We start from the raw sequence: 23,896 nt of genomic DNA on the forward strand, positions 1-23,896 counted from the left end.
CTCGGACGGGTGAGCACTGACGGCGCCGTCGCGTTGGCCGGGCTTCCCGCCAGCGTCCTGCTGCCCGGGCACGATGTGCCCCTGGGGCGATACACGACCGTGCGGCGGCTGTTGCCGCAGCGACCCCGCCGGATGATCGGCGCCTGGTGTTTCGTCGACCAGTTCGGGCCCGACGACGTGCTCGGCCGGCCCGGCATGCAGGTGCCGCCGCACCCGCACACCGGCCTGCAAACGGTCACCTGGCTGGTCGCCGGCGAGGTGCTGCACCGCGACAGCCTGGGCAGCCTCCAGACCATCCGGCCGGCCCAGCTCAACCTGATGACCTCGGGGCACGGCATCGCGCACTCCGAGGAGTCGCCGGCCGAGCATCCGCCGCTCATGCACGGCCTCCAACTCTGGGTCGCGCTGCCGGAGGAGGCCCGGCACCAGCCGGCCCGGTTCGAGCACCACCCGGTGCTCCCGTCGGCCGACATCGCCGGCGTAACCACCACGGTGGTCGTCGGCGAGCTGGGCGACCTGACCTCGCCGGCCCGCGTGCACACCCCGCTGCTCGGCGCCGAGTTGCTGCTGGAGCCGGGTGCGCGCACGTCGCTGGCACTGCGCAAAGACTTCGAATACGGGCTGCTGTCGCTCGACGGAGCGGCCGACGTCGGTGGCACCGAGCTGACCCCGGGCGGCCTGCTCTACCTCGGCGCGGAACGCACGACGGCCAACATCGCGAGCGAGCAGGGCGCGCGGCTGTTCCTGGTGGGCGGCGAGCCGTTCGAGGAGCCGCTGGTGATGTGGTGGAACTTCGTCGCCCGCAGCGACGAGGAGATCCGCCAGGCCCGGGAGGAGTGGGCCTCCGGCGACCGGTTCGGCACGGTGCGCGGCTACGCCGGCGAGGCGCTACCGGCGCCGGCGCTGCCGACTACCAGGCTGAAGGTGCGCGACCGGCACGGCAACACCCTCTAGCGGAGGATGATGCCGCGCACGTAGGCGGCCTGGCCGGCGTGTTGCACGTCGTCGTTGAGCACGCTCAGCAACCGCACGCCCATCGTCACCGGTGGGTTCCAGGCCCGGTCGACGATCCGGTCGAGGTCTTCCGGCGTGACCGCCTTGACGAGCGCCGCGGTGCGCTCGTGCACGGCCGAGTAGTAGTCGACGAGCACCTTGCCGCTGGCCGGGCGCACGCCGAGCACCTCGTCGGGGCCGTGCGCGTAGCCGGTGTCGTCAGGATCGGGGTTCAGCTCGAAGCGTGGCGCCCACGGCCCGGTCACCCAGATCTGGTCGTCGCCGATCAGGTCGGCGACGTGGTGGTCCTGGATGCGGGTCAGGTGCCAGACGATCCAGCCGACGGTGTTGGCGCCGGGCGCGGGCGGGCGGCGCAACTGTTCGGCGTCGAGGCCGGAGACGGCGCCGCGGACGAGGCCGGGCAGCCGGCCGAAGGCGTCGCTCAACAGGTCGTTGATGTCCATCCGCACCATCATGCTCCTCGTTGGTTAGCGTCGGCCCGTGAAAGACGCAGGCACGATCGATCTCACCCTCGCCGGGCACACGGCGACCATCACGATCAGCAACCCTCCGCGCCGCAACGCGTTGACCCCGGCGATGTGGCGCCGCCTGCCGGAACTGCTGGACACCGCCGCCGCCGACCCCGAGGTGCGGGTGCTGGTGCTCACCGGTGCCGGCGACACGTTCAGCGCCGGCGCCGACCTGACCGGCGTGCGTGACCTGGTCGGCACCGACAGCCCGCCGACCCGGGCGGAGGAGCGGCTCGCGGCGTTCCCGAAGCCGACCATCGCCCGCGTCCGCGGCTACTGCGTCGGCGGCGGCTGCCAACTCGCGGTCGCGTGCGACCTGCGGATCGCCTCGGTCGACGCGAGGTTCGCGGTGCCGCCGGCCCGGCTCGGCATCGTCTATCCGGGCCCGACCACGCGCCGGCTGCTCGGCCTGGTCGGTCCGGCGGCGGCGAAGTGGCTGCTGTTCACCGCCGACCAGATCGACGCGGCTCGGGCGGCCGTGATCGGTCTCGTCGACGAGGTGGTGCCGGCCGACGAACTCGACGCGCACGTGGCCCGCCTGGTCGACACGATCGCCCAACGCTCGCAACTCTCGATCGCGGCGGCCAAGGAGACGATCGACCTCGCCGTTGCCGGCCGCCCGTCGCCCGAGCGGGAGGCGTTCTGGCAGGCCGAGATGCTCCGCGCGGGCGACGTCGCCGAGGGCGCGGCCGCGTTTCTGGAGCGCCGGCCGGCCAACTTCCGCTGGCGTCCGTGATCGAAACGTATTCATTTTCGCCAATAGCGTTTCCATTATTCCGGTGATATGACCTCGACCTAATGGTCAGGATCGGTCGTCCCTTAGGCGTTGACGCTGATCTATTCGACTGGAAACATGTCGACAGATCGATGCCTCCGGATCGGCCGACCGGCCGGTCCACATCCCCCGGGAGGATCAGTGAGTATCACCCGACGCGTCATGCTCTCCGCCACGGCCACGACCCTGGTGGCGGGAGCACTCTTCGCGGTGTCACCTGCTCAAGCGGCCTCGACCCCGCTGAGCGCCGACGCCGCGACCACCCTCGCCGACTCGTTCGGCGCCGACCGCAACGCGGGCTCCTATGTCGACTCGTCCGGCGCGACGGTCGTCAACGTGACCGACGCCGCCGCCGCCTCGGCCGTCAAGGCCCGCGGCGGGAAGGCCCGCATCGTCAAGCGGAGCGGTTCCGACCTCGCCGCGCTGACCGCCCGCCTCGACAAGGGCGTGACCGGCACCGCGTGGTGGGTCGACCCGGTCTCCAACCAGGTCGTCATCGACGTCGACACCACCGTCACCGGTGCCAAGCTCGCGGCGCTGCAGAGCGGTGTGGCCGCCAGCAACGGCGGGGCCCGGATCGAGAAGCTGACCGCCAAGCTGAGCACCACCATCTCCGGTGGCGACGCGATCTACACCGGCGGCGCGCGCTGCTCGCTCGGCTTCAACGTGCGGTCCGGCACGACCAACTACTTCCTGACGGCCGGCCACTGCACCAACATCGGCACGACCTGGTATGCCAACTCCAGCTCGACGACCGTGCTCGGCACCCGCGCCGGCACCAGCTTCCCGGGCAACGACTACGGCATCGTCCGCTACACCAACACGACGATCACCAAGACCGGTGGCGTCGGCAGCGTCGACATCACCAACGCCCGCACCCCGAGCGTCGGTGAGCGGGTCACCCGCCGCGGCAGCACCACCGGCATTCGGTCCGGCACGGTGCTCGGTCTCAACGCGACGGTCCGCTACGCCGAGGGTTCGGTCAGCGGCCTCATCCGCACCAACGTCTGCGCCGAGCCTGGCGACAGCGGCGGCTCGCTCTACGCCGGCAACTCGGCCCTCGGCCTGACCTCCGGTGGCAGCGGCAACTGCAGCAGCGGCGGCACGACCTACTTCCAGCCCGTCACCGAGCCCCTCAGCGTCTACGGCGTCTCGGTCTTCTAATCGCCCCTCCCTCCCCTGAGTCCGCTTGAGGCGGGCCGGCCGGCGACCCCCGGACCCCGAGCCGGGGGTCGCCGCGCGACCATTGGTGGGTGCGCATCGAGGTGAACGGCCGGCCCGCGGCCGCTGAGGAACTGTTCTCGACCTACGGCCACTTCACCGCGATGCAGGTGCGCGGTGGTGGCGTGCAGGGGCTGGCCAACCACCTCGACCGGCTCGACGCCGCCAACCGGGAGCTGTTCGGCGAGCCGCTCGACCCGGAGCGGGTCCGCAGCCACGTGCGGCACGCGCTGGCCGGCGACAGCGACGCCGCCGTCCGGGTCACGGTGCGCGACCCGGCGCTGCTGATGGTCTCGGTGGCCCCGCCGACGCCGCCGGCGACCGGCCCGGTGCGGCTGCGGTCGGTGCCCTACCTGCGGCCGTTCCCGCACCTCAAGCACCTCGGCGGGTTCGCGCAGACGGAATGGGCCCGGCGGGTGCGGGCCGAGGGCTACGACGACGCGCTGCTCACCGCGGCCGACGGCACGATCTCCGAGTCGTCGGTGGCCAACATCGGGTTCTTCGACGCGGACGGTGCGGTGGTCTGGCCCGCGCCACCCTGGCTGCACGGCACCGCGATGCTGCTGATCGAGCAGCACCGGCCGACCACCCGGCAGCCGATCACGCTGGCCGACGTCGCCGGGTTCCACGGCGCCTTCCTCGCCAACTCGATCGGCCTGGCAGCGGTCGCATCGATCGACGACATTCCCTGCCTGCCCGAGCCGGGCCTGATGGCCGATCTCGACCGCCTTTTCGCGACCGTACCCTGGGATCCGGTTTAACGGTTTGCCGCTGGGCGCGGTGGTGGTCATCATTGATGGCATGTGTGTGGGAGTGCGGCGAGCTAGCCGCGCCGAGCCGGTCGGCTGAGGTTTCGTCCTCGCCTGACCCTCGGTGCCGGCTCGGCGAGTGCGTCAACCGACCCACGCGTCCGCGACGTTTCGCGGTGAGGAGCCCACGTCCGGGCTCGTGGACGCGCTGATCCACGCGACCGAAACGGCGTAAATCATGCGATCCGACCAGATACGCGCGACCTTCCTCGACTATTTCGGCGGCCTCGACCATCTCGAGGTGCCGCCCGGCCCGCTCGTCACCGACGAGCCCGACCTGCTCTTCACCAACGCGGGCATGGTCCAGTTCAAGCCCTACTTCCTGGGCCGGACCAGCCCGCCCCGGCCGCGGCTGATGTCGGCGCAGCGCTGCGTGCGCACCGTCGACATCGACCGGATCGGCCTGACCGACCGGCACGCGACCGCGTTCGAGATGCTCGGCAACTTCGCGTTCGCCGACTATTTCAAGCGCGAGGCGATGGCGTGGGCGCTGGAGTTGCTCACCGACGGCTACGGGCTGGAGCGCGAGCGGCTCTGGATGACCGTGCTCCGCGGCGACGAGGAGAGCGTCGACCTGTGGCGCTCACTGGGTGTGCCCGAGGGGCGGATCCAGCGGCTCGGGCCCGACGACAACTTCTGGAGCATGGGCGTGCCCGGCCCCAGCGGCCCGACCTCGGAGATCTTCTACGACCGCGGGCCGACCGTCGGCCGCGACGGCGGCCCGGCGGTCGACAGCGAGCGCTTCATGGAGTTGTGGAACCTGGTGTTCATGCAATACCGGCGGGGCGACTCCGACGACGAGATCCTCGGCGACCTGCCGGGCCGGCACATCGACACGGGCCTCGGCCGGGACCGGCTGGCGCTGGTGTTGCAGGGGGTCGACAACCTCCAGGAGGTCGACGTGGCCCTCCCGACGCTGCGCGCGGTGCGCGAGGCGACCGGGCGCGACGACGATCCGGCGGCGCATCGGCTGATCACCGATCACCTCCGGGCGGCGGTGCTGCTGATCTCCGAAGGGGTCCGGCCCGGGAACGAGGGCCGGTCCTACGTGGTGCGCCGGCTGCTCCGCCGCGCGGTGCGTCGCCTGGTGCTGCTCGGCGTCGACGAGCCGGTGCTGGGCCCTATCGCGGACAGCGTCACCGAGGTGACCGGTGAGCAGGTGCGGGAGGTCGTCGAGCGGGAGGAGCGGGCGTTCCGGCGCACGCTGCGGGCGGGCAACCGGCTGCTCGACAGCGAGTTGCGGCGCGGGCCGCTGAGTGGCGAGACCGTGTTCAAGCTGCACGACACCTTCGGCTTCCCGGTCGACCTGACGGTCGAGATCGCGCGGGAATCGGGGGTGTCGGTCGACACCGACGGCTTCGCGCGGCTGATGCGCGAGCACCGCGAGCGCAGCCGCGCCGGCCGCTAGTAGATGTTTTTCGCGTAGTCGGGGCCATAGTGCCGGTCGAGCTCCGCCAGGGTCTCGGCCGGCCGCTCCACCTCTTTGATCAGCGCGGCCCGGCGGGGGAGCACCTCGGGCTGCCACGTCTCCGGCTTCCACAGCTCGGAGCGCAGGAACGCCTTGGCGCAGTGGTAGAAGATCTGCTCGATCTCGACCTGGAGGGCGAACGCCGGGCGGTGGCCGCGCACGATCATCTGGTCGAACCAGGGCGCGTCGCGCAGGATCGTCGCCCGCCCGTTGATCCGCAGCGTGTCGTCGCGGCCCGGGATCAGGTAGATCAGGCCGACGTGCGGGTTGTCGATGATGTTGTGGAAGCCGTCGGCCCGCTTGTTGCCCGGCCGCTCCGGGATCGCGATGGTGGTGTCGTCGAGCACGAGCGTGAAGCCGGCCGGGTCGCCCTTCGGCGAGACGTCGCAGGTGCCGTCGGCGCCCGCGGTCGCCACCAGGCAGAACGGCGCGGCGGCGAGCCAGTCGCGGTCGAGCTGGTGCAGCTCCTTGCGGTCTTTGGCGAGCACCCGCGCGCCGGGCTGGCCGAGCAGTGCGCGGAGCTCCTCGTGTGACGTGACCGCGGTCATCCGTCCTCCCCCAGGTCGTCTGGCGCCGTCGACGTTACGCGATTGCGGCAAAGCGCCACGCAGGATATTTCTGGGCGGTTTGATATGAGAGGACGTTTTCATCACCTTTGTGGGCACGGAGGCACCGGTGCAAGACGTGGCGTACATCCTGATCTCGATCGCGCTCTTCGTGGTGTTGGCGATCATCGTGCGGCAGGTCGAGCGGTTGTGAGCGCGGTCAACCTGGCCGGGTTGATCATCGCGTTCCTGGTGGCCGTCTTCCTGGTCATCGCGCTGCTGTTCCCGGAGCGCTTCTGATGTCGACGACGATCGCCGGCGTCTTCTTCGTGCTGTCGCTGGTGCTGTTCACCAGGCTGGCCTACCGCTACTTCGGCGACTACATCTACAAGGTCGTCACCGGCACCCGGCACTCGTGGGTCGAGCGGCTGCTCTACCGGCTGGTCGGGGTGAACCCCGCGGCGGAGCAGAGCTGGCCGGTCTACGCCCGCAGCGTGTTCGCGTTCTCGCTGCTGTCCATCCTGTTCCTCTACGGCTTCACCCGGCTACAGAGCAAGCTGCCGCTCTCGCTCGGCTTTCCGGGCATGTCACCGCACCAGGGCTGGAACACCGCGACGAGCTTCGTGACCAACACCAACTGGCAGTCGTACGCCGGTGAGTCGACGCTCGGTCACCTGGTGCAGATGTCCGGGCTCGCGGTGCAGAACTTCGTCTCGGCGGCCGTCGGCATCGCGGTCTCGGTCGCGCTGATCCGCGGCTTCGCCCGCAACCGCACCCAGGCGCTCGGCAACTTCTGGGTCGACCTGACCCGCATCACCCTGCGGGTGCTGCTGCCGGTGTCGGTGGTCGCCGCCATCGTGCTGATCGCCGGCGGCGTGGTGCAGACGCTGTCGGGCGGCACCGACGTCACCACGCTCGCCGGTGCCACGCAGCACATCCCGGGCGGGCCGGTGGCCAGCCAGGAGGTCATCAAGGAGCTGGGCACCAACGGAGGCGGGTTCTACAACGCCAACAGCGCGCACCCCTTCGAGAACCCCACACCGTGGACGAACTGGATCGAGATCTTCCTGATCCTGCTGATCCCGTTCGCGCTGCCCCGGGTGTTCGGCCGGATGGTCGGCGACAAGCGGCAGGGTCACGCGATCCTCGCGGTCGTGACCATCCTGGCGATCACCAGCGTGATCCTGGTCAACACGTTCGAGTTGCTGCACAACGGCACGGTGCCGAACTCGGTGAACGCCGCCTTCGAGGGCAAGGAGGTGCGGTTCGGCATCTCCGACTCGGCGACGTTCGGCGCCGCCACGACGCTCACCTCGACCGGTGCGGTCAACTCGTTCTTCGACTCGTACACCGCGCTCGGCGGGATGATCCCGATGATCAACATGATGCTCGGTGAGGTCGCGCCCGGCGGTGTCGGCTCGGGTCTCTACGGCATCCTGATGCTGGCGATCATCACGGTGTTCGTCGCCGGGCTGATGGTCGGCCGTACCCCGGAGTATCTCGGCAAGAAGATCTCCTCTCGCGAGATCAAGTTTGCCTCGCTGTATTTCCTGATCACGCCCCTGGTCGTGCTGATCGGGATGGCCGTGGCGATGGCGACCAAGAACAAGAACACGATGCTCAACGTCGGCCCGCACGGGTTCTCCGAGGTGCTCTACGCGTTCACCTCGGCGGCCAACAACAACGGGTCGGCATTCGCCGGCATCACCGTCAACGACCAGTGGTGGGACACCGCGACCGGGCTGTGCATGGTGGTCGGCCGCTTCCTGCCGATGGTCTTCGTGCTCGCGCTGGCCGGCTCGCTGGCCCGGCAGCGCCCGGTGCCCGTGTCGGCCGGCACGCTGCCCACCCACCGGCCGCTGTTCATCGGCATGGTCGTCGGGGTCGTGGTCATCCTGATCGCGCTGACCTTCCTGCCGGTGCTCGCGCTCGGCCCGCTGGCCGAAGGATTGTGAGGCGACCATGACCGCGGGGGCGATCGAACAACCCAGCCGGATCGGCGGCGGCCTGCTCGACCCACGACAGCTCTGGAAGTCGTTGCCGGACGCGGTGCGCAAGCTCAACCCGGCGACCCTCTGGCGCAACCCGGTGATGCTGATCGTCGAACTCGGCGCGCTGTTCACCACCGCGCTGGCCATCCAGGACTCGTCGACGTTCGCCTGGCTGATCACCGTCTGGCTGTGGCTGACGGTGATCTTCGCGAACCTGGCCGAGGCGGTGGCGGAGGGCCGGGGCAAGGCGCAGGCGGCGACGCTGCGGCGGGCCCGGCAGGAGACGGTGGCCCGGCGCCTGATCGACTGGCGCGAGGGCCAGGCCACGCCCCGCGAGGAGACGGTCGACGCTGTCCAGTTGCGGCAGAACGACGTCGTAGTGGTGGAAGCCGGCCAGGTCATCCCCGGCGACGGTGACGTGGTCGAGGGCGTCGCCAGCGTCGACGAGTCGGCGATCACCGGCGAGTCGGCCCCGGTCATCCGCGAGTCCGGCGGCGACCGCAGCGCGGTTACCGGTGGCACCCGGGTGCTCTCCGACCGGATCGTCGTCAAGATCACCCAGAAGCCGGGTGAGAGCTTCATCGACCGGATGATCGGCCTGGTCGAGGGCGCCTCGCGGCAGAAGACACCCAACGAGATCGCGCTCAACATCCTGCTGGCCGCGCTGACCATCATCTTCCTGCTGGCCGTGGTGACCCTCCAGCCCGTGGCGATCTTCGCCAAGGCGTTCCAGGGCGCGGCGCCGAACACGCTCACCATCAACGAGCACGGCGTGACCGGCATCGCGCTGGTCTCGCTGCTGGTAGCGCTCATCCCGACCACGATCGGCGCACTGCTCTCGGCGATCGGCATCGCCGGCATGGACCGGCTGGTGCAGCGCAACGTGCTGGCCACGTCGGGCCGGGCGGTCGAGGCGGCCGGCGACGTCAACACGCTGCTGCTCGACAAGACCGGCACGATCACCCTCGGCAACCGCCAGGCGACCGAGTTCCTGCCGGTCGGCGGGGTGCCGGCGGGGGAGTTGGCCGACGCCGCGCAACTCTCCAGCCTGGCCGACCAGACCCCCGAGGGGCGGTCGATCGTGGTGCTGGCGAAGAACGAGTTCGGGCTGCGCGAGCGCGACGAGGGCGTGATCCCGTCGGCCGAGTTCGTGCCGTTCACCGCCGAGACCCGGATGTCCGGTGTGGACCTGACCGAGGGTGGCGCGGGCCGGCGCGTGCGCAAGGGCGCGGCGGCGGCGGTGATGCGCTGGGTGCGGGAGAACGGCGGGCACCCGAGCGAAGACGTCGGCGGGGTCGTCGACGGCATCTCGGCGACCGGCGGCACCCCGCTGGTGGTCGCCGAGCACCTCGAGGGGCAACCGGCGCGGGCGCTGGGCGTCGTACACCTGAAGGATGTCGTCAAGAGCGGCATGCGCGAGCGGTTCGACGCGATGCGGCGGATGGGCATCCGGACCATCATGATCACTGGCGACAACCCGCTGACCGCGCGGGCGATCGCCGAAGAGGCCGGGGTCGACGACTTCCTCGCCGAGGCGAAGCCGGAAGACAAGCTGGCGCTGATCCGGCGGGAGCAGGAGGGTGGCCGGCTGGTCGCGATGACCGGCGATGGCACCAACGACGCGCCGGCGCTGGCCCAGGCCGACGTCGGGGTGTCGATGAACACCGGCACGTCGGCCGCGAAAGAGGCCGGCAACATGGTCGACCTCGACTCGGACCCGACCAAGCTGATCGAGATCGTGGAGATCGGCAAGCAGTTGCTGATCACGCGGGGCGCCCTGACCACGTTCTCGATCGCCAACGACATCGCGAAGTATTTCGCGATCATCCCGGCCATCTTCGCGCCGATCTTCCCGAGCCTGGACGGCCTCAACATCATGCGGCTGAGCTCGCCGGCGTCGGCGATCACGTCGGCGATCATCTTCAACGCGCTGATCATCGTGGTGTTGATCCCGCTCGCGCTGCGCGGCGTGCGCTACCGCCCGAGCAGCGCGTCGTCACTGCTGAGCCGCAACCTGTTGATCTACGGGCTGGGCGGGATCATCGCGCCGTTCGCCGGCATCAAGGTGCTCGACATCGCCATCGTGCAATGGATTCCGGGGATTTCCTGATGCGCCTACCCAACTGGCTCGGCCAGCACCTCGCGGCGTTCCGGGCGGTGCTGGTGTTCACCGTCGTGCTCGGCATCGCGTACCCCTTGTTGCTGGTCGGGATCGGTCTGATCCCCGGGCTGCACCACCGCGCGACCGGTTCGCTGATCAGCTCGGGCGGCCAGAACGTCGGCAGCAAACTGATCGGCCAGAGTTTCGTCGATTCGTCCGGCGTGGGGATTCCCCGCTATTTCCAGAGCCGCCCGTCGGCCGCCGGCGACGGTTACGACCCGACGGCCAGTTCGGCCAGCAACCTGGGCCCGGAGAGCGTCGAGGACACGGCGGATTCGCCGAGCCTGCTCACCCAGGTCTGCACCCGGAGCCGGGAGATCGGTGCACTCAACGGCGTCGACGGTGCACGCCCGTTCTGCACGCGCTCCGGCGTCGGTGCCGTGTTGCGGGTGTTCCGCCGGGACGGGCTGACCGGGCCGGTGACGCGGGCGGTGAGCGTCAACCAGATGGCGCCGGAGCCGCCGTTCATCGCGACCTACGGCGGTGTGCCGGTGGAGAGCGCGGTGCCGGGCGGCGACTACAGCAAGGGCGTGGTGGTGCCGATCCGCGGCGACGCGCCGAGTTCGCCGGCGGTGCCGTCGGATGCGGTGACCGCGAGCGGCTCGGGGCTCGACCCACACATCACGCCGGCGTACGCGCAGCTCCAGCTTCCCCGGGTGGCGCGGGTGCGGGGCGCGACTCCGGCGGCGATCCAGCGGTTGATCGACGACAACACCACCGGGCGGTCGGTCGGCTTCATGGGTGCGAAGCGGGTCAACGTGGTGCGGCTCAACCTGGCGCTCGACCAGGAATTCCCGGTGCGCTGATGTCAGTCGTGGCGGTCGTGGCGGTCGTGGCGGTCGTGGCGGGTGTCTCGGTCGTGGCGGGTGTCTCGGTCGTGGCGGGTGTCTCGGTCGTCGAGGAGCAGGGTCAGGGTGTGGTGCAGGTGGACGGTGACCAGCTTGGCGCTGGTGTCGGCGTCGTGGCCGGCCAGCGCGGCGAGCAGTGCCCGGTGGTCGGCGTTGGCCTCGGCCAGCCGTTCGGGGTGGGCTTTCAACGACTCGCCGACGTAGCGGGCAGTGCTGCCCTGCGCGCTGGTGACCAGGGAGAAGAGGCGCGGTGAGCGGGACGCCCGACCGAGCAGAGCGTGGAACGCCCAGTTCAGCTCCGCCCAAACGGCCGGGTCCGTCTCCCGGTCCATCTGGTCCAGCAGGTCGCCGCCCGTCGCCAGCTCGTCGGCCGTGATGTGCCGGGCGGCCCGGCGGATCGCGAGCGGTTCGAGGGCCTCACGGATCTCGTAGATCTCCCGCAGGTCGTCGTGGTCGAGATCGTGCACGACGGCACCGCGGTGCGGGTCGATCCGGATCAGCCCGTCGGCGGCCAGGTCGCGCAGGGCTTCGCGGACCGGCGTGGTGCTGACCGCGAGCTGGCTGGCGATCTCGGCCTGGCCGAGGTGGGTGCCGCCGGCCAGCAAGCCACTGAAGATCGCCCGGCGCAGGGTGTCGCGGACCAGTTCGTGCGCGGTCCGTCGCTGTGGCCCGGGCACCAGCGTCGTGAGGTCCAGCCCGTCAAGCACACCGTGCATTATGTATCAGCGCAGGCCGCTTTCGATGGTCGCGAGCGTCTGCTGTAGGTGCTCGACCACCAGCTTGGCCGCGCCCTCACCGTCGCCGTCGCGACACGCTTCGAGCAGCCGCTGGTGGTGGCGGTTGGTGGCGTCGCGGTGGTCGGTGTGGGCGGCCCGCAGTGCCAGGTTGACGTAGACCGCGGCGTTGTCGTCGAGGTTGTTGAGGATCTCGGCGAGCCGATCGAGCCGGGCGGCGCCGTTGAACAAGCGGTGGAACTCGCGGTTGAGGGCGACCCAGCGGCCGAGGTCGGGCCCTTTGTCCATCTCGGCTTGGAGCTGTTCGAGCGCGGCCAGCACCTCGGGCTCCATCGCGTGGACGGCGATCGACACGGCTTCGGGCTCGATCAACCGGCGGAGCAGGTAGATCTCGCGTACCTCGTGCAGGCTGGTCTCCCGGACAATCGCGCCGCGGTGGGCGTCGAGCCGGATCAACCCCTCGGAGGCCAGGTCCCGCAGCGCTTCGCGGACGGGCGTGGTGCTGACGTTGAGCCGCGTTGCGACGTCGGCCTGGACGAGACGCGAGCCCGCGCGCAGCGTGCCGTCGAGGATCGCCAGGCGCAGCGAGTCGCGGACCATCTGGTGAGCGGTGCGCCGTTCACCAGGCATGAGCTGCGCCTCCACGACCTGCTCCTTCTGGGGGTGAGGCATCAGGCACAATACATTGTGCAGTATCCGTTGTGCACCGACCCGATGCGGTGGCGTCTGTCAATGTGTGAAGCAGGCTATACCAAATAAGCCATATTCCGATCGTTGGTGTATGGCTCCGCACAATGTCGGCAATCGGCTTGCGTCACTTGCTCTGCTCACACCTACGCACCTGCTCCTGCCGGGGAGGGGCGCGTAGGTGTGAGCAGAGCAAAGCGGCTAGCGCAGGGCGCCCGCAGGGTTGGTCGGGGTGGGGCCAGCAGGTCACGATCTCGCGCGGGCCGCGGGCCGCGGGCCGCGGGGCGCGGGGCGCGGGGCGCGGGGCGCGGGGCGCGGGGCGCGGGGCGCGGGGCGCGGGGCGCGGGGCGCGGGGCGCGGGGCGCGGGGCGCGGGGCGCGGGGCGCGGGGCGCGGGGCGCGGGGCGCGGGGCGCGGGGCGCGGGGCGCGGGGCGCGGGGCGCGGGGCGCGGGGCGCGGGGCGCAGGGCGCAGGGCGGGCCGGCCGGGGCTGATCGGGCTGGGGCCAGCGGGTCACGGCCTCGCGCGGGCCGCGGGGCGCGGGTCACGGCCTCGCGCGGGCCGCGGGGCGCGGGCGCAGGGCGCGGGGCGCGGGCCGGGCCGGCCGGGGCTGATCGGGCTGGGGCCAGCAGGTTCCGGTCTCGCGCAGCGCGCCGGCCGGGCTGGCAGGGCTTGCCGGGTCGGCCGGCAGGTCCCGGGCAAGCGCAAGGCTTCGGCCGGTTGGCCGGGAGCTTGGCCGGGAGTTTGGCTGGTGGGTGCCGGGCTGGCGTGAGGCGTCGGTTGGTTGGTCGGGGGCTTGGCTGGTGGGTGCCGGGCTGGCGTGAGGCGTCGGTTGGTTGGTCGGGGGCTTGGCTGGTGGGTGCCGGGCTGGCGTGCGGCGTCGGTTGGTTGGTCGGGGGCTTGGCTGGTGGGTGCCGGGCTGGCGTGAGGCGTCGGTTGGTTGGCCGGGAGTTTGGCTGGTGGGTGCTGGGCTGGCGTGCGGCGTCGGTTGGTTGGCCGGGGGCTTGGCTGGTGGGTGCTGGGCTGGCGTGCGGCGTCGGTTGGTTGGTCGGGGGCTTGGCTGGTGGGTGCTGGGCTGGCGTGCGGCGTCGGTTGGTTGGTCGGGGGCTTGGCGGGCGGGTGCTGGGCTGGCGTGAGGCGTCGGTCGGTTGGCCGGGAGCTTGGCCAGCGAGTCCCGGGCTAGCGCAAAGCGCCGGCCGGGCCGGCCGGGAGCTTGGCCAGCAGGTCCCACAGGTCCGGCTGTGCGGCCGCCGCGTTGGCCACGATCGGGTCGGTGCTGGCCAGCAGCGCCAGGTGGCGCGCGGCGTGTGCGGCGACCGCGTCGGCGTCGACCCGTGGCGGGGACGGTGCGAGGGCGGCGCGCCCGATCACCATTCGGTCGGGTGACAGCGGGCTGGTGTTGTGCGGCGCCGGGTCGGGGAGTGCGGCATAGGTGAGGACCACCGACCCCGCGGCGTAGCGCCAACTGGTCGAGTGGAGCGTCGCGCCCGGGGTGCACAGGCTCAGGCCCGCCAGGTGCAGTGCCAGGTCGTCGGGATGTGGGCCGGCCGGCAGCGGGGCGGACACGGTGCGGAACCGCAGTGAGCCGTCGGTGGCGGATAGGAGCACCACCTCGACGATCGTCACGTCCCGCATCCTCGCGGTTGTTGCCACAGATTTGCAACAAGGCCGGCCGCCGCAACGGTAGGTTTGTCGCCGTGCCGCCGGTGGAGACGGAGAACGAGGTCAGGCGCACGGTTGAGGCGGTGTGGCGGATCGAGTCGCCGCGCCTGATCGCCGGGCTGGCCGGGATGATGCGCGATGTCGGCGTGGCCGAAGAGCTCGCGCAGGACGCGCTTGTCGCCGCGCTGGAGCAGTGGCCTGCCGAGGGCGTGCCGCGCAACCCGGGTGCCTGGTTGATGGCCGTGGCCAAGCGCCGCGCGGTTGACCTGATCCGGCGCAACGAGCGCTACGCCCGCAAGCTGCATGAGATCGGCCGGGCGCTGCCTGAGTCGATCGAGGTCGACTTCGACGCCGCCGCGACCGAGCAGATCGAAGACGACATGTTGCGGCTGGTGTTTGTCGCCTGCCATCCGGTGTTGGCCGCCGAAGCGCGGGTGGCGCTCACCCTGCGGCTGCTCGGCGGGTTGACCACTGCCGAGATCGCGCGCGCGTTCCTCGTCGCCGAGCCGACCGTCGCGCAGCGGATCGTGCGGGCCAAGCGGGCCCTGGCCGACGCCAAGATTCCGTTCGAGGTGCCCGAGCCGGGCGAGCGGGCGGCGCGGCTGTCGTCCGTACTCGAAGTGATTTATCTGATCTTTAATGAGGGGTACGCCGCCACCGCCGGCGACGATTGGGTGCGACCCGCGCTGTGCACCGATGCCCTGCGGCTTGGTCGCATCCTGGCCGGCCTGATGCCGGGTGAGTCCGAAGTGCACGGTCTGGTGGCGCTGATGGAGCTCCAGGCGTCTCGGCTGCGTGCGCGGGTCGGTCCCGAGGGCGAGGCTGTTCGCCTCTTCGACCAGGACCGCGCGCACTGGGATCCGCTGCTGATCCGGCGCGGGCTGGCCGCCCTCGGCCGGGTCGACGAGATCGGCGCCCAGCCTGGCCCCTACGCGTTGCAGGCCGCGATCGCCGCGTGCCACGCACAGGCCCACACCCCCGAGGAGACCGACTGGCGGCGGATCGCGGCGCTCTACGACGCGCTCGCCCCGCTTGCTCAATCAGCAGTGGTCGAGCTCAACCGGGCCGTCGCGGTCGGCATGGCGGAAGGGCCGGCCGTCGGTCTCGACCTGGTAGACGCGATCGTCGCGGCCGGGCTGTTGCCTGCCTACCACCTGCTGCCCGCGGTGCGCGGCGACCTGCTCGACCGGCTGGGGCGCGCCGACGAGGCCCGGGTGGAGTTCACCCGGGCCGCGGCACTGACCAACAACGCGCGCGAGCGTGCGCTGCTGCTGGAGCGGGCTACGCCCGCCTGATCTGGAAGCGCTCGGCCTGGGCGGCCTGCTCCTCGTTGATCGTCGGGATCTCAGCCGGCTCGGCCACCCGGCGCACCTCGACCACGGCTTCGTAGTCGGCGCCCTCCGGGATCGCGCGGTCGACCGGGCAGCGGCGGGCCCACTCGATCGCCTCTTCGGGCGACTTGACGTCGATGAGGTAGAAGCCGGCGATCAGCTCCTTGGCCTCGGTGAACGGGCCGTCGACGACCGTGCGGTCGCCTTTGGCGTAGATCACCCGGGCGCCCTGCGAGCTGTCGTAGAGTCCCTCGGCCGCGAGCAGCACGCCCGCGCGTTCGAGTTCCTGGTCGTATTCGTGCATCGCCTGCACCAGGTCGGGCGGCGGCATCGCACCGGGTGGCGGGTCACCCTTGAGCATCAGCATGAATCGCATCGCGGTGTCTCCAATCGGTCACGTCATTCTTCCGTTCACTGACGCGTCGTCCAGAGCGCTGGCGATTCGACACGGGGTCACCAACTTTTCTTGACAGTTCTCCGGGGGCGAGGCATCCTTAACCAAGTTGCTATAGAACAGATTGGTTATGGATGGTCACCGACCAGCTCAGCGCCGTCTTCGGCGCGCTCGCCGACCCGACCCGCCGGTCGATCCTGATGCGGCTGACCCGGGGCGACGCGACCGTCGGGGAGATCTGCGCGCCGTTCGCGATGTCGCAGCCGGCGATCTCCCGCCACCTCAAGGTGCTGGAAGAGGCCGGGCTGATCTCCCGGAGCCGCATGTCGACGCGGCGGCTCAGCCATCTCGAAGCCGCGCCGCTGCGCGCCGCCACAAGTTGGCTCGCCGAATACCGGCGTTACTGGGAGACGACCTACGACCAGCTCGACGAGCTGCTGGCCACCTTGGAGGACGAGACATGACCAGGATCGAGATCGTCGCCGAGCCGGGCGTGCCGCAGGTCGTGGTGACCCGCGAGTTCGCCGCGCCGGCCAGCAGGCTGCTGCGCGCGCACACCGAGCCCGACCTGCTGGCGCGCTGGCTCGGGCCGGACGAGGTGGACCTGACGGTCGACGTGCTCGAGCCGCGCGACGGCGGGCGGTGGCGCTACACCCAGACCGACCCGAAGGGTGAGCGCTTCTCGTTCTTCGGGCTCTACCACGGCACACCGAGCACGCAGGGAATCGTGCAGACCTACGAGTTCGACCGGCAGCCGGGCCGGGTCTACCTCAACACGATCACTTTTTCAGAGCGGGGCGAGCGCACCGTGCTCCGCCAGAACACCGTTTTCCAGTCCGTGCAGGACCGCGACTTCTACGTGCGGGGCGGCATGGAGGTCGGGCTGCGGGCCTCGCTGGACAAGCTGGACGCACTCGTGACATCGCGTGAAGGAGATGACCATGTTGTTGCAGGGTAGGAACGCCGTGCTCTACGGAGGCGCGGGCGCGATCGGTGCCGCGGTGGCCCGGGCGTTCGGGCGCGAGGGCGCGACCGTGCACCTGGTCGGCCGTTCCGAGCCGGCGCTGCGCGCGGTCGCCGACGAGATCACGTCGGCCGGCGGCCGGGCCGAGACCGCCGCGTTCGACGCGTTCGACGAGGCCGCCGTCGACGCACACGCGCGGGACGTGGCCGAGCGATTCGGCAGCCTGGACGTCTCGTTCAACCTGATCGCCCACCCCTACGCGTTCGGCAAGCCGATGGTCGAGATGGATTACGCCGACCTGGAGGCCGACGTGACCAGCCGGCTGCGCGCGCTGTGGCTGACCACGAAGGCGGCCGCGCCCCAAATGATCCGGCAGGGCAGCGGCGTGGTGCTGACCTTCGGCGGCTACGGCGACCCGCAGGCCAACCTCGGCGGACTCCAGGTCGCGTTCGGCGCGGTCGAGGCGCTGCGCCGCACGCTGGCCCGCGAGCTTGGCCAACACGGCATCCGGGTGCTCACCTTGCAGACGGGCGGCGTGCCCGAGTCGCTGACCAACGAGGACCCGAAGACCCAGCGCGCGATCGCCAAGATGACGGAGGACCAGACCATGCTCGGCCGCGCGGCAACCCTCGACGACGTGGCCAACGCCGCGGTCTTCGCCGCCTCCGACTGGGCCCGCACGCTGACCGCCACCAAACTCAACCTGACCGTCGGCGCGACCGTCGACTAGGCCGCGTCCGCGATGAATCGCCCGCCTGAAACGGGGGCGCGCTGGTATTGGCGTGCCGACGTGTAGGTGTTATTGGCGGGTGCCGGCGAATGTGGTCGGTCGCTGTAGGGCCGGTCTTGATCGTCGTTCCGGTGGGCCGCGGGAGTGCGTTCTCCGGAACGTTGCGCCGGTGCAATTCTTGTTTGGGACGTGGATTGGTCTTTGCGGACCGTGATGGTGCGTTTCTCGACGGGCGCAAGAGTGCGACCTGGTCGGTTCGGTGAATGCTTTTGTGGACGGTTGCGACGCTCCCTTTGCTGGCGCCCGGAGATGGCCGATGGTGGTCTTCGTCGGAGATGTCGGCGTTTTCTCCGCTAGCCCCGACGGTGAATCTCCCACCAGTGTGGTCGATGCCTTCGTGGCCAGCGATGCCTTGGCCGGCGGCCCGGATTGGTCGGCGGCCTTTGCGTCGCGCGAGCGGTGCTGACGTGCGACGACGTTTGGGCTGGGGGTCGCCTGCGGTGGCTGGTTGGGTGGCGTTGATGCCTCGGAGACAGGCGGAATAGCGGGCCCTGGATGGTTTCCGCTGACAGTCGGCGAGCGCGGGTCGCGGTCAGTGCCACGCAACTGGCGCAGACGCTCGGCGTGCCGTTGTCCTAAACCCCAGGCGCGGTGGCGCTGATGCTCGCGACGGAACTCGTCACCCGCGGCCGAATAATTGCGGGACGCGGTGCGGTCGCGCATGACAGCCAGCTCTTTCGTGGTGAAGAACTGGAGCTGCCGCATGCATCAATTATTGCCGATCAGCGGTGGGAAATCTGCCCCGTCGGAGCGATTGGATAATGCAGGTCAATAGCCAGAAACCTAGCTGATTCTTCGCTCTGCGCGGGTGGCGGCCGGGAGGTCGGCGGAGATGCGGGCGGCGGCGGCGAGCAATGGTGGCACCAGGTCGCGGCGGATCGCCTCTAGGGTGGTGCGGCTCGCGGCCGTGGAGATGTTGACCGCTGCCACTGTGCGGCCGGCGCGGTCGCGGATTGGGGCGGCCACCGCGCGTAGGCCCTGCTCCAACTCCTGGTCGACCAGCGACCAGCCTTGCGCGCGTACCCGCTGCAATTCTGTCTTCAGCGCGCTGACCGTGCCGATCGTGCGGGCGGTTAGCCGGTCGATGGTCACGCCGTCGAAGTAGGCGGCCAGGTCTTCGTCGGGCAGGCCTGCGAGCAGGACCCGACCCATTGAGGTGGCGTACGCGGGGAAGCGGGTGCCCACATTGATCGTCACTGTCATGATTCGGGAGGTCGGCACCCGAGCCACGTAGACCACGTCGGGGCCGTCTAGGACCGATACCGACGACGACTCGTTGACCTCGGCCACCAGCGCTTCCAGGTGCACCTCGGCGACCTCGGGCAGTGACAGGCTGGACAGGTAGGCGTAGCCCAGCTCCAGCACCCGCGGGCTGAGTGAGAAGAAACGGCCGTCGGTGCGCACGTAGCCCAGGTCCATCAAGGTCAGCAGGAAGCGGCGGGCGGCGGCCCGGGTGACACCGGTGGACGCGGCTACTTCACTCAGCGTGAGCTCCGGATGGGAGCGGTCGAAGGCGCGGATCACCGCGAGGCCGCGTTCGAGCGACTGCACGAAGTCCGCCGAGCGCACCGTCGTCACGACGCCTCCTCGATGCCTAGCTCGTCGAGCACTCGCTGGGCGGTCGCGAACGCCGTGTTGGCCGCCGGCGCACCGGCGTAGACCGCAGTATGCAACAGGACCTCGCGGATCTCGGTCGGGGTCACACCCTGACCGATCGCCGCGCGTACGTGCATCGCCAACTCGCCGCTCGCGTGCTGGCTGGCCAAAAGCGCGATGGTGACCAGGCAACGGGTGCGGCGGTCGAGGCCCGGCCGGGTCCACACCGCGCCCCACGCGTGCGCGGTCACGTGTTCCTGCCAGGGCGCGCTGAACGCGGTCGCGGCGGCGGCCGCCCGGTCGACGTGGGCGTCGCCGAGCACCTCGCGGCGGACGGCCTCGCCGGAACTCTCGTCAGCCATCGGTCCTCCGGGATGCGTAGCGGGCCAACGCGAGATCGACGAAATGGCCGGCGCTGCCAAAAGGGTCGGTGGCGCCGCGTTCGGTGTGCCAACCGGCCCGGTCGAGGTTGGCGCGCATCACGTCGGCGTGCACGACCAGGCCGGTGAGGCCGGCCCGCAGCCAGGCCGCGGCCGAGCCCACCGTGACCAGCAGTTCGCGCAGCGGGCGCCACTCGGCCTGCCAGGCGCCGGCGGCGCGCTGGTGTTCCTGCACGGCGCTGCCCAGCAGGGTGGCGACCAGGCCGGGTGCCTGCGCGGTCGCCGCCAGCGTGCTGACCGCGGCGACCGGGTTGTGCTTGTGTGCCATGGCGCTCGACCCGCCGGGTGCGGCCTCCTCGACCTCGCCGACCTCGTTCTGGGCGAGCAGCGTGATGTCGCGGGCGGGCTTGCCGAGCGCGCCCGCCGCGACGCCGAGCGCGCCGGCGAGGCGGCCGATCCGGCTGCGTTCGGTGTGCCAGGGCAGCTCGGGCGCGCCGAGGCCGAGCCGGCGGGCGAAGTCGGCGAACACGGCCGGCCCGGCGGCGCCGAGGCCGGAGAGCGTGCCGGCGGCGCCGCCGAGTTGGGCGGCGGGTTGATACCCGCGTAGGCCCCCGGCGGCCGCGTCGAGCCCGGCCAGCCAGCCGGCGGCGGTCAGCCCGAACGTGGTCGGCACGGCCTGTTGCAGCAGTGTCCGCCCGATCATCGGGGTGTCGCGGTGTGCCGTGGCCAGCCCGGCGGCGGCGTCAGCGGCGGCGTCCAGGTCGGACAGCAGCGCGGTCAGCGCCCGGCTGCTGATCAGCATGGCCGCGGTGTCGAGCACGTCCTGGCTGGTCGCCCCGGTGTGCACGAACTCGGCGACCGGCGCTGGCAGCGCCGCCCGGATCGCGGCGACCAGCGGTACGACCGGGGTGGCGTGCGCGGCGGCGGCGCGACCCAGGTCGGCGGGGTCGGGTGCCAGCTCGACGCACGCCGAGACGATCGCCTCGCCCGCCGCGGCCGGGATCACGCCCGCCGCGGCGTTGGCGGCCGCGAGCGCCGACTCGACGTCGAGCATCGCGCGCACCCAGGCGTCGTCGGCGACGGCCGCGGGCACCGCGCCACGGGCCAGGATCCCGTCGAAGAGCCCTTCGCCGGCGGCCCGGCCGGGCTCAGAAGGCGAAGAATACGGTCTCATGATCGCCCTGGAGGGTGATGTCGAAGACCAGGCCGTCGTCGGACTCCTTCGCGACCAGCGTCGGGCGCCGGATCGGGTCGATCCCGGACAGCACCGGGTCGCCGGCGTTGGCCGGCTCGTCGGGGAAGTAGATCCGGGTGACCAGGCGGTCGAGCAGGCCGCGGGCGAGCACCGAGACGTCGATGTGCGGCGCCTGGAGGGTGCCGTCGGGGCCCGGCACCGGGCCCGGCCGCACGGTGCGGATCGCCCAGCGGCCCTCCGCGTCGGTCGGGCAGCGGGCGAAGCCGCGGAACCCGGGCGTCGCGACCGCGCCGCGCGGGTCGTCGGGATGGTCGAAACGCCCGGCCGGGTCGGCCTGCCAGGTCTCGATCAGCGCGTCCGGCACCGGCTCGCCGGCGCCGTCGACCACCACACCACGCAGCCAGAACGCGCCCGGCGCGTCTTCGGGCACCGCGTAGGGACCGTCGCTCCACGGCAGACCCAGGGAGAAGAATGGCCCCACCGTCTGCGAAGGCGTAGGCAAGATCATGCGTCCTCCATCGGGGTCGCCTCGCGGCCGCGCAAGACGATGTCGAAGCGGTAGGCCAGGGACCATTCCGGCGTGGTGGCGTCGAGGTCGAAGGCGGACACCAGGCGCTGCCGGGCGGCCGGGTCGCGGATCGAGTTGAAGATCGGGTCCTGGTCGAAGAGCGGGTCGTTCGGGAAATACATCTGGGTGACCAGGCGCTGGGTGAACGCCTGGCCGAAGAGCGAGAAGTGGATGTGCGCCGGCCGCCAGGCGTTGTGGTGGTTGCGCCACGGGTAGGCGCCGGGCTTGATGGTGACGAACCGGTAGCGGCCCTCGCCGTCGGTCATCGCCCGGCCGGCGCCGGTGAAGTTGGGGTCGAGCGGCGCCGGGTGCCGGTCACCGGCATGGCGGTAGCGACCGGCGGCGTTGGTCTGCCACATCTCGACCAGCGTGTCGCGCACCGGGCGGCCGTCGCCGTCGAGCACCCGGCCGAACACCTCGATCCGCTCGCCCTGCGGCTCGCCCTCGTGCTGCCGGGTCAGGTCGTGGTCGAGTGCGCCGACCCGGCCCTCGCCCAGCAGCGGGCCGGTCAGCTCGGTCAGCCCCTGCGGCAGCACCACCAGCGGCTGGCGCGGGCTGCGCAACGCGGTCGAGCCGTAGGTCGGCACCGCCAGCGGCGGTTGCTCGCCTTCGACATCGCTCCGGTAGGGCGCAGGCGTGATCCACTCAGCCATTGCCGCCTCCTCTCGTCGACGACCTCGTCGTCAGTGCTCGCAGGGCCGTGAGTTCCGCGGCCGTCGGGGGTTCGGTGACCGGCAACTCGGCGCGCACGGCCAGCGGCCAGCCGGTGGCCGCCCGCACCTGGTCGACCGCCACGCCGGGGTGGATGTGGGTGAGGGTCAGCTCGCAGGTGTCGGGGTCGGGCTCGAGCACGCCCAGGTCGGTGATCAGCCGGACCGGGCCGCGGCCGCGCAGGCCCAGCGCCGCGCGGTGGCCGGGGCCGTCGCCGAAGCCGAGCGAGGTGATGAACTCGAGGCGCTCGACCAGCGTGCGTGGGCTGTGCCGGACGACCACGATGGTCTCCTTGCAGGACGCCGCGATCTCCGGGGCGCCGCCGGCGCCGGGCAGCCGCACCGACGGGTGCGCGTACTCCCCGATGACCGTGGTGTTGATGTTGCCCCGGCGGTCGATCTGCGCGGCGCCCAGGAAGCCGACGTCGACCCGGCCCGGCTGGAGCCAGTAGTTGAAGATCTCCGGGACGGTGACCACCGCGTCGGCGGTCTCCGCGAGCTCGCCGTCGCCGATCGAGAGCGGCAGCGTGCTCGGCTTGGCGCCGATCGCGCCCGACTCGTAGATCAGCGCCAGGTCGGGGGAGCAGGTGCGGCGCGCGAGGTTGGCGGCGGTGCTGGGCAGGCCGATGCCGACGAAGCACGACGTGCGGCCGGCCAGCGTGCGCGACGCGGTGACGGTCATGATCTCGTCGGCGGTCCATCCGGTCATCCGGCGGTCACCTCGTCGAGCCAGCGGGAGAACGTCGACCGGTCGCGGCTGATCGGGTCCCAGGACTGGTAGTAGTCGTTGTCGCGGTCGTAGTAGCCCTGCGCGTAGGACGGGTGGGCGCCGCGCGGCACCTCGGCCACCGCCGTGACCACCCAGCCGGGCAGCACCACGGCGTCGGGGCGCGGGTCGAGTTCGTCGACGATCTCCTCGACCGTGACCAGCGATCGCGACGCGGCCAGGACCGCCTCCTTCTGCACGCCGGTGATGCCCCACATCTGCACGTTGCCACGGCGGTCGGCCCGCTGGGCGTGGATCACGGCGACGTCGGGGTTGAGCGCGGCGACCGCGGTGAGCACCTCGCCGGTGAACGGACAGGTGACGGTGCTGACCGTCGAGGTGTGCCGGGCGATGTCGGTGCCGACGTAGCCGCGGAGCACCGCGAACGGCAGCCCGGACGCGCCGGCGACGTAGCGGTTGGCCATGCCGGCGTGGCTGTGCTCCTCGATCTCGATCGGCCGGGGCCAGCCCCGCTCGACGGCGTCGCGGAACCGGTGCAGCGAGCCGACGCCGGGGTTGCCGCCCCAGGAGAACACCAGGCGGGCCGCGCAACCGGCACCGATGAGCTGGTCGTAGACGATGTCGGGGGTCATCCGGATCAGCGTCAGGTCGCGCCGGCCCTGGCGGATGATCTCCTGGCCGGCGGCCACCGGGATGAGATGGGTGAAGCCCTCCAACGCGACCGCGTCGCCGTCGTGGACCAGCTCCGCCACACCCTCGGCGAGGCTGACGAGTTCGGCCATGCGGCTCCAAGTCTGTGCGCTGTGCGAACAACCGTTC

The 23,896-nt window shown here is 71.3% G+C and carries 28 protein-coding genes; 15 read left to right on the plus strand and 13 right to left on the minus strand.

The window, feature by feature from the left end:
- Nucleotides 1-9 precede the first annotated feature (9 nt).
- Complete coding sequence (locus DFJ67_RS16455; protein WP_116068738.1) at nucleotides 10-954, plus strand: pirin family protein; 945 nt, start codon at nucleotides 10-12, stop codon at nucleotides 952-954.
- On the opposite strand, the gene DFJ67_RS16460 is transcribed toward DFJ67_RS16455, so the two are convergent.
- Complete coding sequence (locus DFJ67_RS16460) at nucleotides 951-1,457, minus strand: mycothiol transferase (RefSeq protein WP_116076286.1); 507 nt, start codon at nucleotides 1,455-1,457, stop codon at nucleotides 951-953. The genes DFJ67_RS16455 and DFJ67_RS16460 overlap by 4 nt on opposite strands.
- Before the next feature lie 37 nt (nucleotides 1,458-1,494).
- Between DFJ67_RS16460 and DFJ67_RS16465 the strand changes: the two genes are divergently transcribed.
- The 4 genes from DFJ67_RS16465 (at nucleotide 1,495) to DFJ67_RS16480 (ending at nucleotide 5,736) form a co-directional block, all read left to right on the plus strand.
- Nucleotides 1,495-2,259 (plus strand): enoyl-CoA hydratase/isomerase family protein, encoded by a 765-nt coding sequence (locus DFJ67_RS16465; protein WP_116068740.1) that lies wholly within the window; start codon nucleotides 1,495-1,497, stop codon nucleotides 2,257-2,259.
- 201 nt (nucleotides 2,260-2,460) lie between these two features.
- Complete coding sequence (locus DFJ67_RS16470; RefSeq protein WP_116068742.1) at nucleotides 2,461-3,462, plus strand: S1 family peptidase; 1,002 nt, start codon at nucleotides 2,461-2,463, stop codon at nucleotides 3,460-3,462.
- Nucleotides 3,463-3,551: 89 nt separating this feature from the next.
- Complete coding sequence (locus tag DFJ67_RS16475) at nucleotides 3,552-4,280, plus strand: aminotransferase class IV (RefSeq protein ID WP_116068744.1); 729 nt, start codon at nucleotides 3,552-3,554, stop codon at nucleotides 4,278-4,280.
- A gap of 226 nt (nucleotides 4,281-4,506) precedes the next feature.
- A complete protein-coding gene (locus DFJ67_RS16480) occupies nucleotides 4,507-5,736 on the plus strand; it encodes an alanine--tRNA ligase-related protein (RefSeq protein WP_116068746.1) in 1,230 nt (409 codons plus the stop codon).
- On the opposite strand, the gene DFJ67_RS16485 is transcribed toward DFJ67_RS16480, so the two are convergent.
- Complete coding sequence (locus DFJ67_RS16485) at nucleotides 5,733-6,344, minus strand: pyridoxamine 5'-phosphate oxidase family protein (RefSeq protein ID WP_116068748.1); 612 nt, start codon at nucleotides 6,342-6,344, stop codon at nucleotides 5,733-5,735. The two genes, DFJ67_RS16480 and DFJ67_RS16485, sit on opposite strands and share 4 nt — an antisense overlap.
- Before the next feature lie 207 nt (nucleotides 6,345-6,551).
- Here DFJ67_RS16485 and DFJ67_RS16490 point away from each other — a divergent pair, with 207 nt between their 5' ends.
- The 4 genes from DFJ67_RS16490 to DFJ67_RS16505 are packed head-to-tail and all read left to right on the plus strand — an operon-like array spanning nucleotide 6,552 to nucleotide 11,299.
- The gene (locus DFJ67_RS16490; protein ID WP_116068750.1) at nucleotides 6,552-6,641 is read left to right on the plus strand and encodes a potassium-transporting ATPase subunit F; all 90 of its coding nucleotides are present in this window, start codon (nucleotides 6,552-6,554) and stop codon (nucleotides 6,639-6,641) included.
- Nucleotides 6,641-8,296, plus strand: a complete 1,656-nt coding sequence (gene kdpA, locus DFJ67_RS16495) for a potassium-transporting ATPase subunit KdpA (RefSeq protein ID WP_203783640.1) — start codon at nucleotides 6,641-6,643, stop codon at nucleotides 8,294-8,296. Before DFJ67_RS16490 ends, kdpA begins: the two co-directional genes overlap by 1 nt.
- Before the next feature lie 7 nt (nucleotides 8,297-8,303).
- Nucleotides 8,304-10,442 (plus strand): potassium-transporting ATPase subunit KdpB, encoded by a 2,139-nt coding sequence (gene kdpB / locus DFJ67_RS16500; RefSeq protein ID WP_116068752.1) that lies wholly within the window; start codon nucleotides 8,304-8,306, stop codon nucleotides 10,440-10,442.
- A complete protein-coding gene (locus tag DFJ67_RS16505) occupies nucleotides 10,442-11,299 on the plus strand; it encodes a potassium-transporting ATPase subunit C (RefSeq protein ID WP_116068754.1) in 858 nt (285 codons plus the stop codon). The genes kdpB and DFJ67_RS16505 overlap by 1 nt, the downstream gene beginning before the upstream one ends.
- Before the next feature lie 2 nt (nucleotides 11,300-11,301).
- On the opposite strand, the gene DFJ67_RS16510 is transcribed toward DFJ67_RS16505, so the two are convergent.
- From DFJ67_RS16510 to DFJ67_RS42305, 3 genes are all read right to left on the minus strand, one after another.
- Nucleotides 11,302-12,048, minus strand: a complete 747-nt coding sequence (locus DFJ67_RS16510; RefSeq protein WP_170215879.1) for a GntR family transcriptional regulator — start codon at nucleotides 12,046-12,048, stop codon at nucleotides 11,302-11,304.
- A 15-nt stretch (nucleotides 12,049-12,063) separates the two neighbouring features.
- Nucleotides 12,064-12,720: a GntR family transcriptional regulator gene (locus DFJ67_RS16515; RefSeq protein WP_170215881.1), complete on the minus strand. Its 657-nt coding sequence runs from the start codon at nucleotides 12,718-12,720 to the stop codon at nucleotides 12,064-12,066.
- A 1,219-nt stretch (nucleotides 12,721-13,939) separates the two neighbouring features.
- Complete coding sequence (locus DFJ67_RS42305; protein ID WP_147315520.1) at nucleotides 13,940-14,386, minus strand: hypothetical protein; 447 nt, start codon at nucleotides 14,384-14,386, stop codon at nucleotides 13,940-13,942.
- A 71-nt stretch (nucleotides 14,387-14,457) separates the two neighbouring features.
- Here DFJ67_RS42305 and DFJ67_RS16525 point away from each other — a divergent pair, with 71 nt between their 5' ends.
- Complete coding sequence (locus DFJ67_RS16525) at nucleotides 14,458-15,717, plus strand: RNA polymerase sigma factor (RefSeq protein WP_239097432.1); 1,260 nt, start codon at nucleotides 14,458-14,460, stop codon at nucleotides 15,715-15,717.
- Here the strand turns inward: DFJ67_RS16525 and DFJ67_RS16530 are convergent.
- Nucleotides 15,704-16,129 (minus strand): YciI family protein, encoded by a 426-nt coding sequence (locus tag DFJ67_RS16530; RefSeq protein ID WP_116068759.1) that lies wholly within the window; start codon nucleotides 16,127-16,129, stop codon nucleotides 15,704-15,706. The two genes, DFJ67_RS16525 and DFJ67_RS16530, sit on opposite strands and share 14 nt — an antisense overlap.
- Before the next feature lie 152 nt (nucleotides 16,130-16,281).
- Here DFJ67_RS16530 and DFJ67_RS16535 point away from each other — a divergent pair, with 152 nt between their 5' ends.
- From DFJ67_RS16535 to DFJ67_RS42740, 5 genes are all read left to right on the plus strand, one after another.
- Nucleotides 16,282-16,611, plus strand: coding sequence for an ArsR/SmtB family transcription factor (locus DFJ67_RS16535; protein WP_116068761.1), 330 nt, complete (start codon nucleotides 16,282-16,284; stop codon nucleotides 16,609-16,611).
- Nucleotides 16,608-17,105 (plus strand): SRPBCC domain-containing protein, encoded by a 498-nt coding sequence (locus DFJ67_RS16540; RefSeq protein WP_116068762.1) that lies wholly within the window; start codon nucleotides 16,608-16,610, stop codon nucleotides 17,103-17,105. The genes DFJ67_RS16535 and DFJ67_RS16540 overlap by 4 nt, the downstream gene beginning before the upstream one ends.
- Nucleotides 17,089-17,841 carry an SDR family NAD(P)-dependent oxidoreductase gene (locus DFJ67_RS16545; protein ID WP_116068764.1) on the plus strand — a complete coding sequence of 251 codons (753 nt, stop codon included), beginning with the start codon at nucleotides 17,089-17,091 and terminating at the stop codon, nucleotides 17,839-17,841. The genes DFJ67_RS16540 and DFJ67_RS16545 overlap by 17 nt, the downstream gene beginning before the upstream one ends.
- A 316-nt stretch (nucleotides 17,842-18,157) precedes the next feature.
- Nucleotides 18,158-18,307, plus strand: coding sequence for a hypothetical protein (locus DFJ67_RS42735; RefSeq protein ID WP_170215883.1), 150 nt, complete (start codon nucleotides 18,158-18,160; stop codon nucleotides 18,305-18,307).
- Between the two features lie 194 nt (nucleotides 18,308-18,501).
- The gene (locus tag DFJ67_RS42740) at nucleotides 18,502-18,663 is read left to right on the plus strand and encodes a hypothetical protein (protein WP_170215884.1); all 162 of its coding nucleotides are present in this window, start codon (nucleotides 18,502-18,504) and stop codon (nucleotides 18,661-18,663) included.
- Nucleotides 18,664-18,684: 21 nt separating this feature from the next.
- On the opposite strand, the gene DFJ67_RS16550 is transcribed toward DFJ67_RS42740, so the two are convergent.
- The 7 genes from DFJ67_RS16550 to DFJ67_RS16580 are packed head-to-tail and all read right to left on the minus strand — an operon-like array spanning nucleotide 18,685 to nucleotide 23,859.
- Nucleotides 18,685-19,479 carry an IclR family transcriptional regulator domain-containing protein gene (locus DFJ67_RS16550; RefSeq protein WP_116068765.1) on the minus strand — a complete coding sequence of 265 codons (795 nt, stop codon included), beginning with the start codon at nucleotides 19,477-19,479 and terminating at the stop codon, nucleotides 18,685-18,687.
- Nucleotides 19,476-19,859 (minus strand): carboxymuconolactone decarboxylase family protein, encoded by a 384-nt coding sequence (locus DFJ67_RS16555; protein WP_116068767.1) that lies wholly within the window; start codon nucleotides 19,857-19,859, stop codon nucleotides 19,476-19,478. The genes DFJ67_RS16550 and DFJ67_RS16555 overlap by 4 nt, the downstream gene beginning before the upstream one ends.
- On the minus strand, nucleotides 19,852-21,051 hold the full coding sequence (locus DFJ67_RS16560; protein WP_116068768.1) for a lyase family protein: 1,200 nt from the start codon (nucleotides 21,049-21,051) through the stop codon (nucleotides 19,852-19,854). Before DFJ67_RS16560 ends, DFJ67_RS16555 begins: the two co-directional genes overlap by 8 nt.
- The gene (pcaG, locus tag DFJ67_RS16565) at nucleotides 21,026-21,580 is read right to left on the minus strand and encodes a protocatechuate 3,4-dioxygenase subunit alpha (RefSeq protein ID WP_116068770.1); all 555 of its coding nucleotides are present in this window, start codon (nucleotides 21,578-21,580) and stop codon (nucleotides 21,026-21,028) included. Before pcaG ends, DFJ67_RS16560 begins: the two co-directional genes overlap by 26 nt.
- Nucleotides 21,577-22,293, minus strand: a complete 717-nt coding sequence (pcaH, locus tag DFJ67_RS16570; protein ID WP_116068771.1) for a protocatechuate 3,4-dioxygenase subunit beta — start codon at nucleotides 22,291-22,293, stop codon at nucleotides 21,577-21,579. The genes pcaG and pcaH overlap by 4 nt, the downstream gene beginning before the upstream one ends.
- Nucleotides 22,286-23,059, minus strand: coding sequence for a CoA-transferase subunit beta (locus DFJ67_RS16575; protein ID WP_116068773.1), 774 nt, complete (start codon nucleotides 23,057-23,059; stop codon nucleotides 22,286-22,288). Before DFJ67_RS16575 ends, pcaH begins: the two co-directional genes overlap by 8 nt.
- A complete protein-coding gene (locus DFJ67_RS16580; protein WP_116068775.1) occupies nucleotides 23,056-23,859 on the minus strand; it encodes a CoA transferase subunit A in 804 nt (267 codons plus the stop codon). Before DFJ67_RS16580 ends, DFJ67_RS16575 begins: the two co-directional genes overlap by 4 nt.
- Between the last annotated feature and the right edge of the window lie 37 nt (nucleotides 23,860-23,896).

It is taken from the genome of Asanoa ferruginea, from assembly GCF_003387075.1.
GTDB lineage: Bacteria > Actinomycetota > Actinomycetes > Mycobacteriales > Micromonosporaceae > Asanoa > Asanoa ferruginea.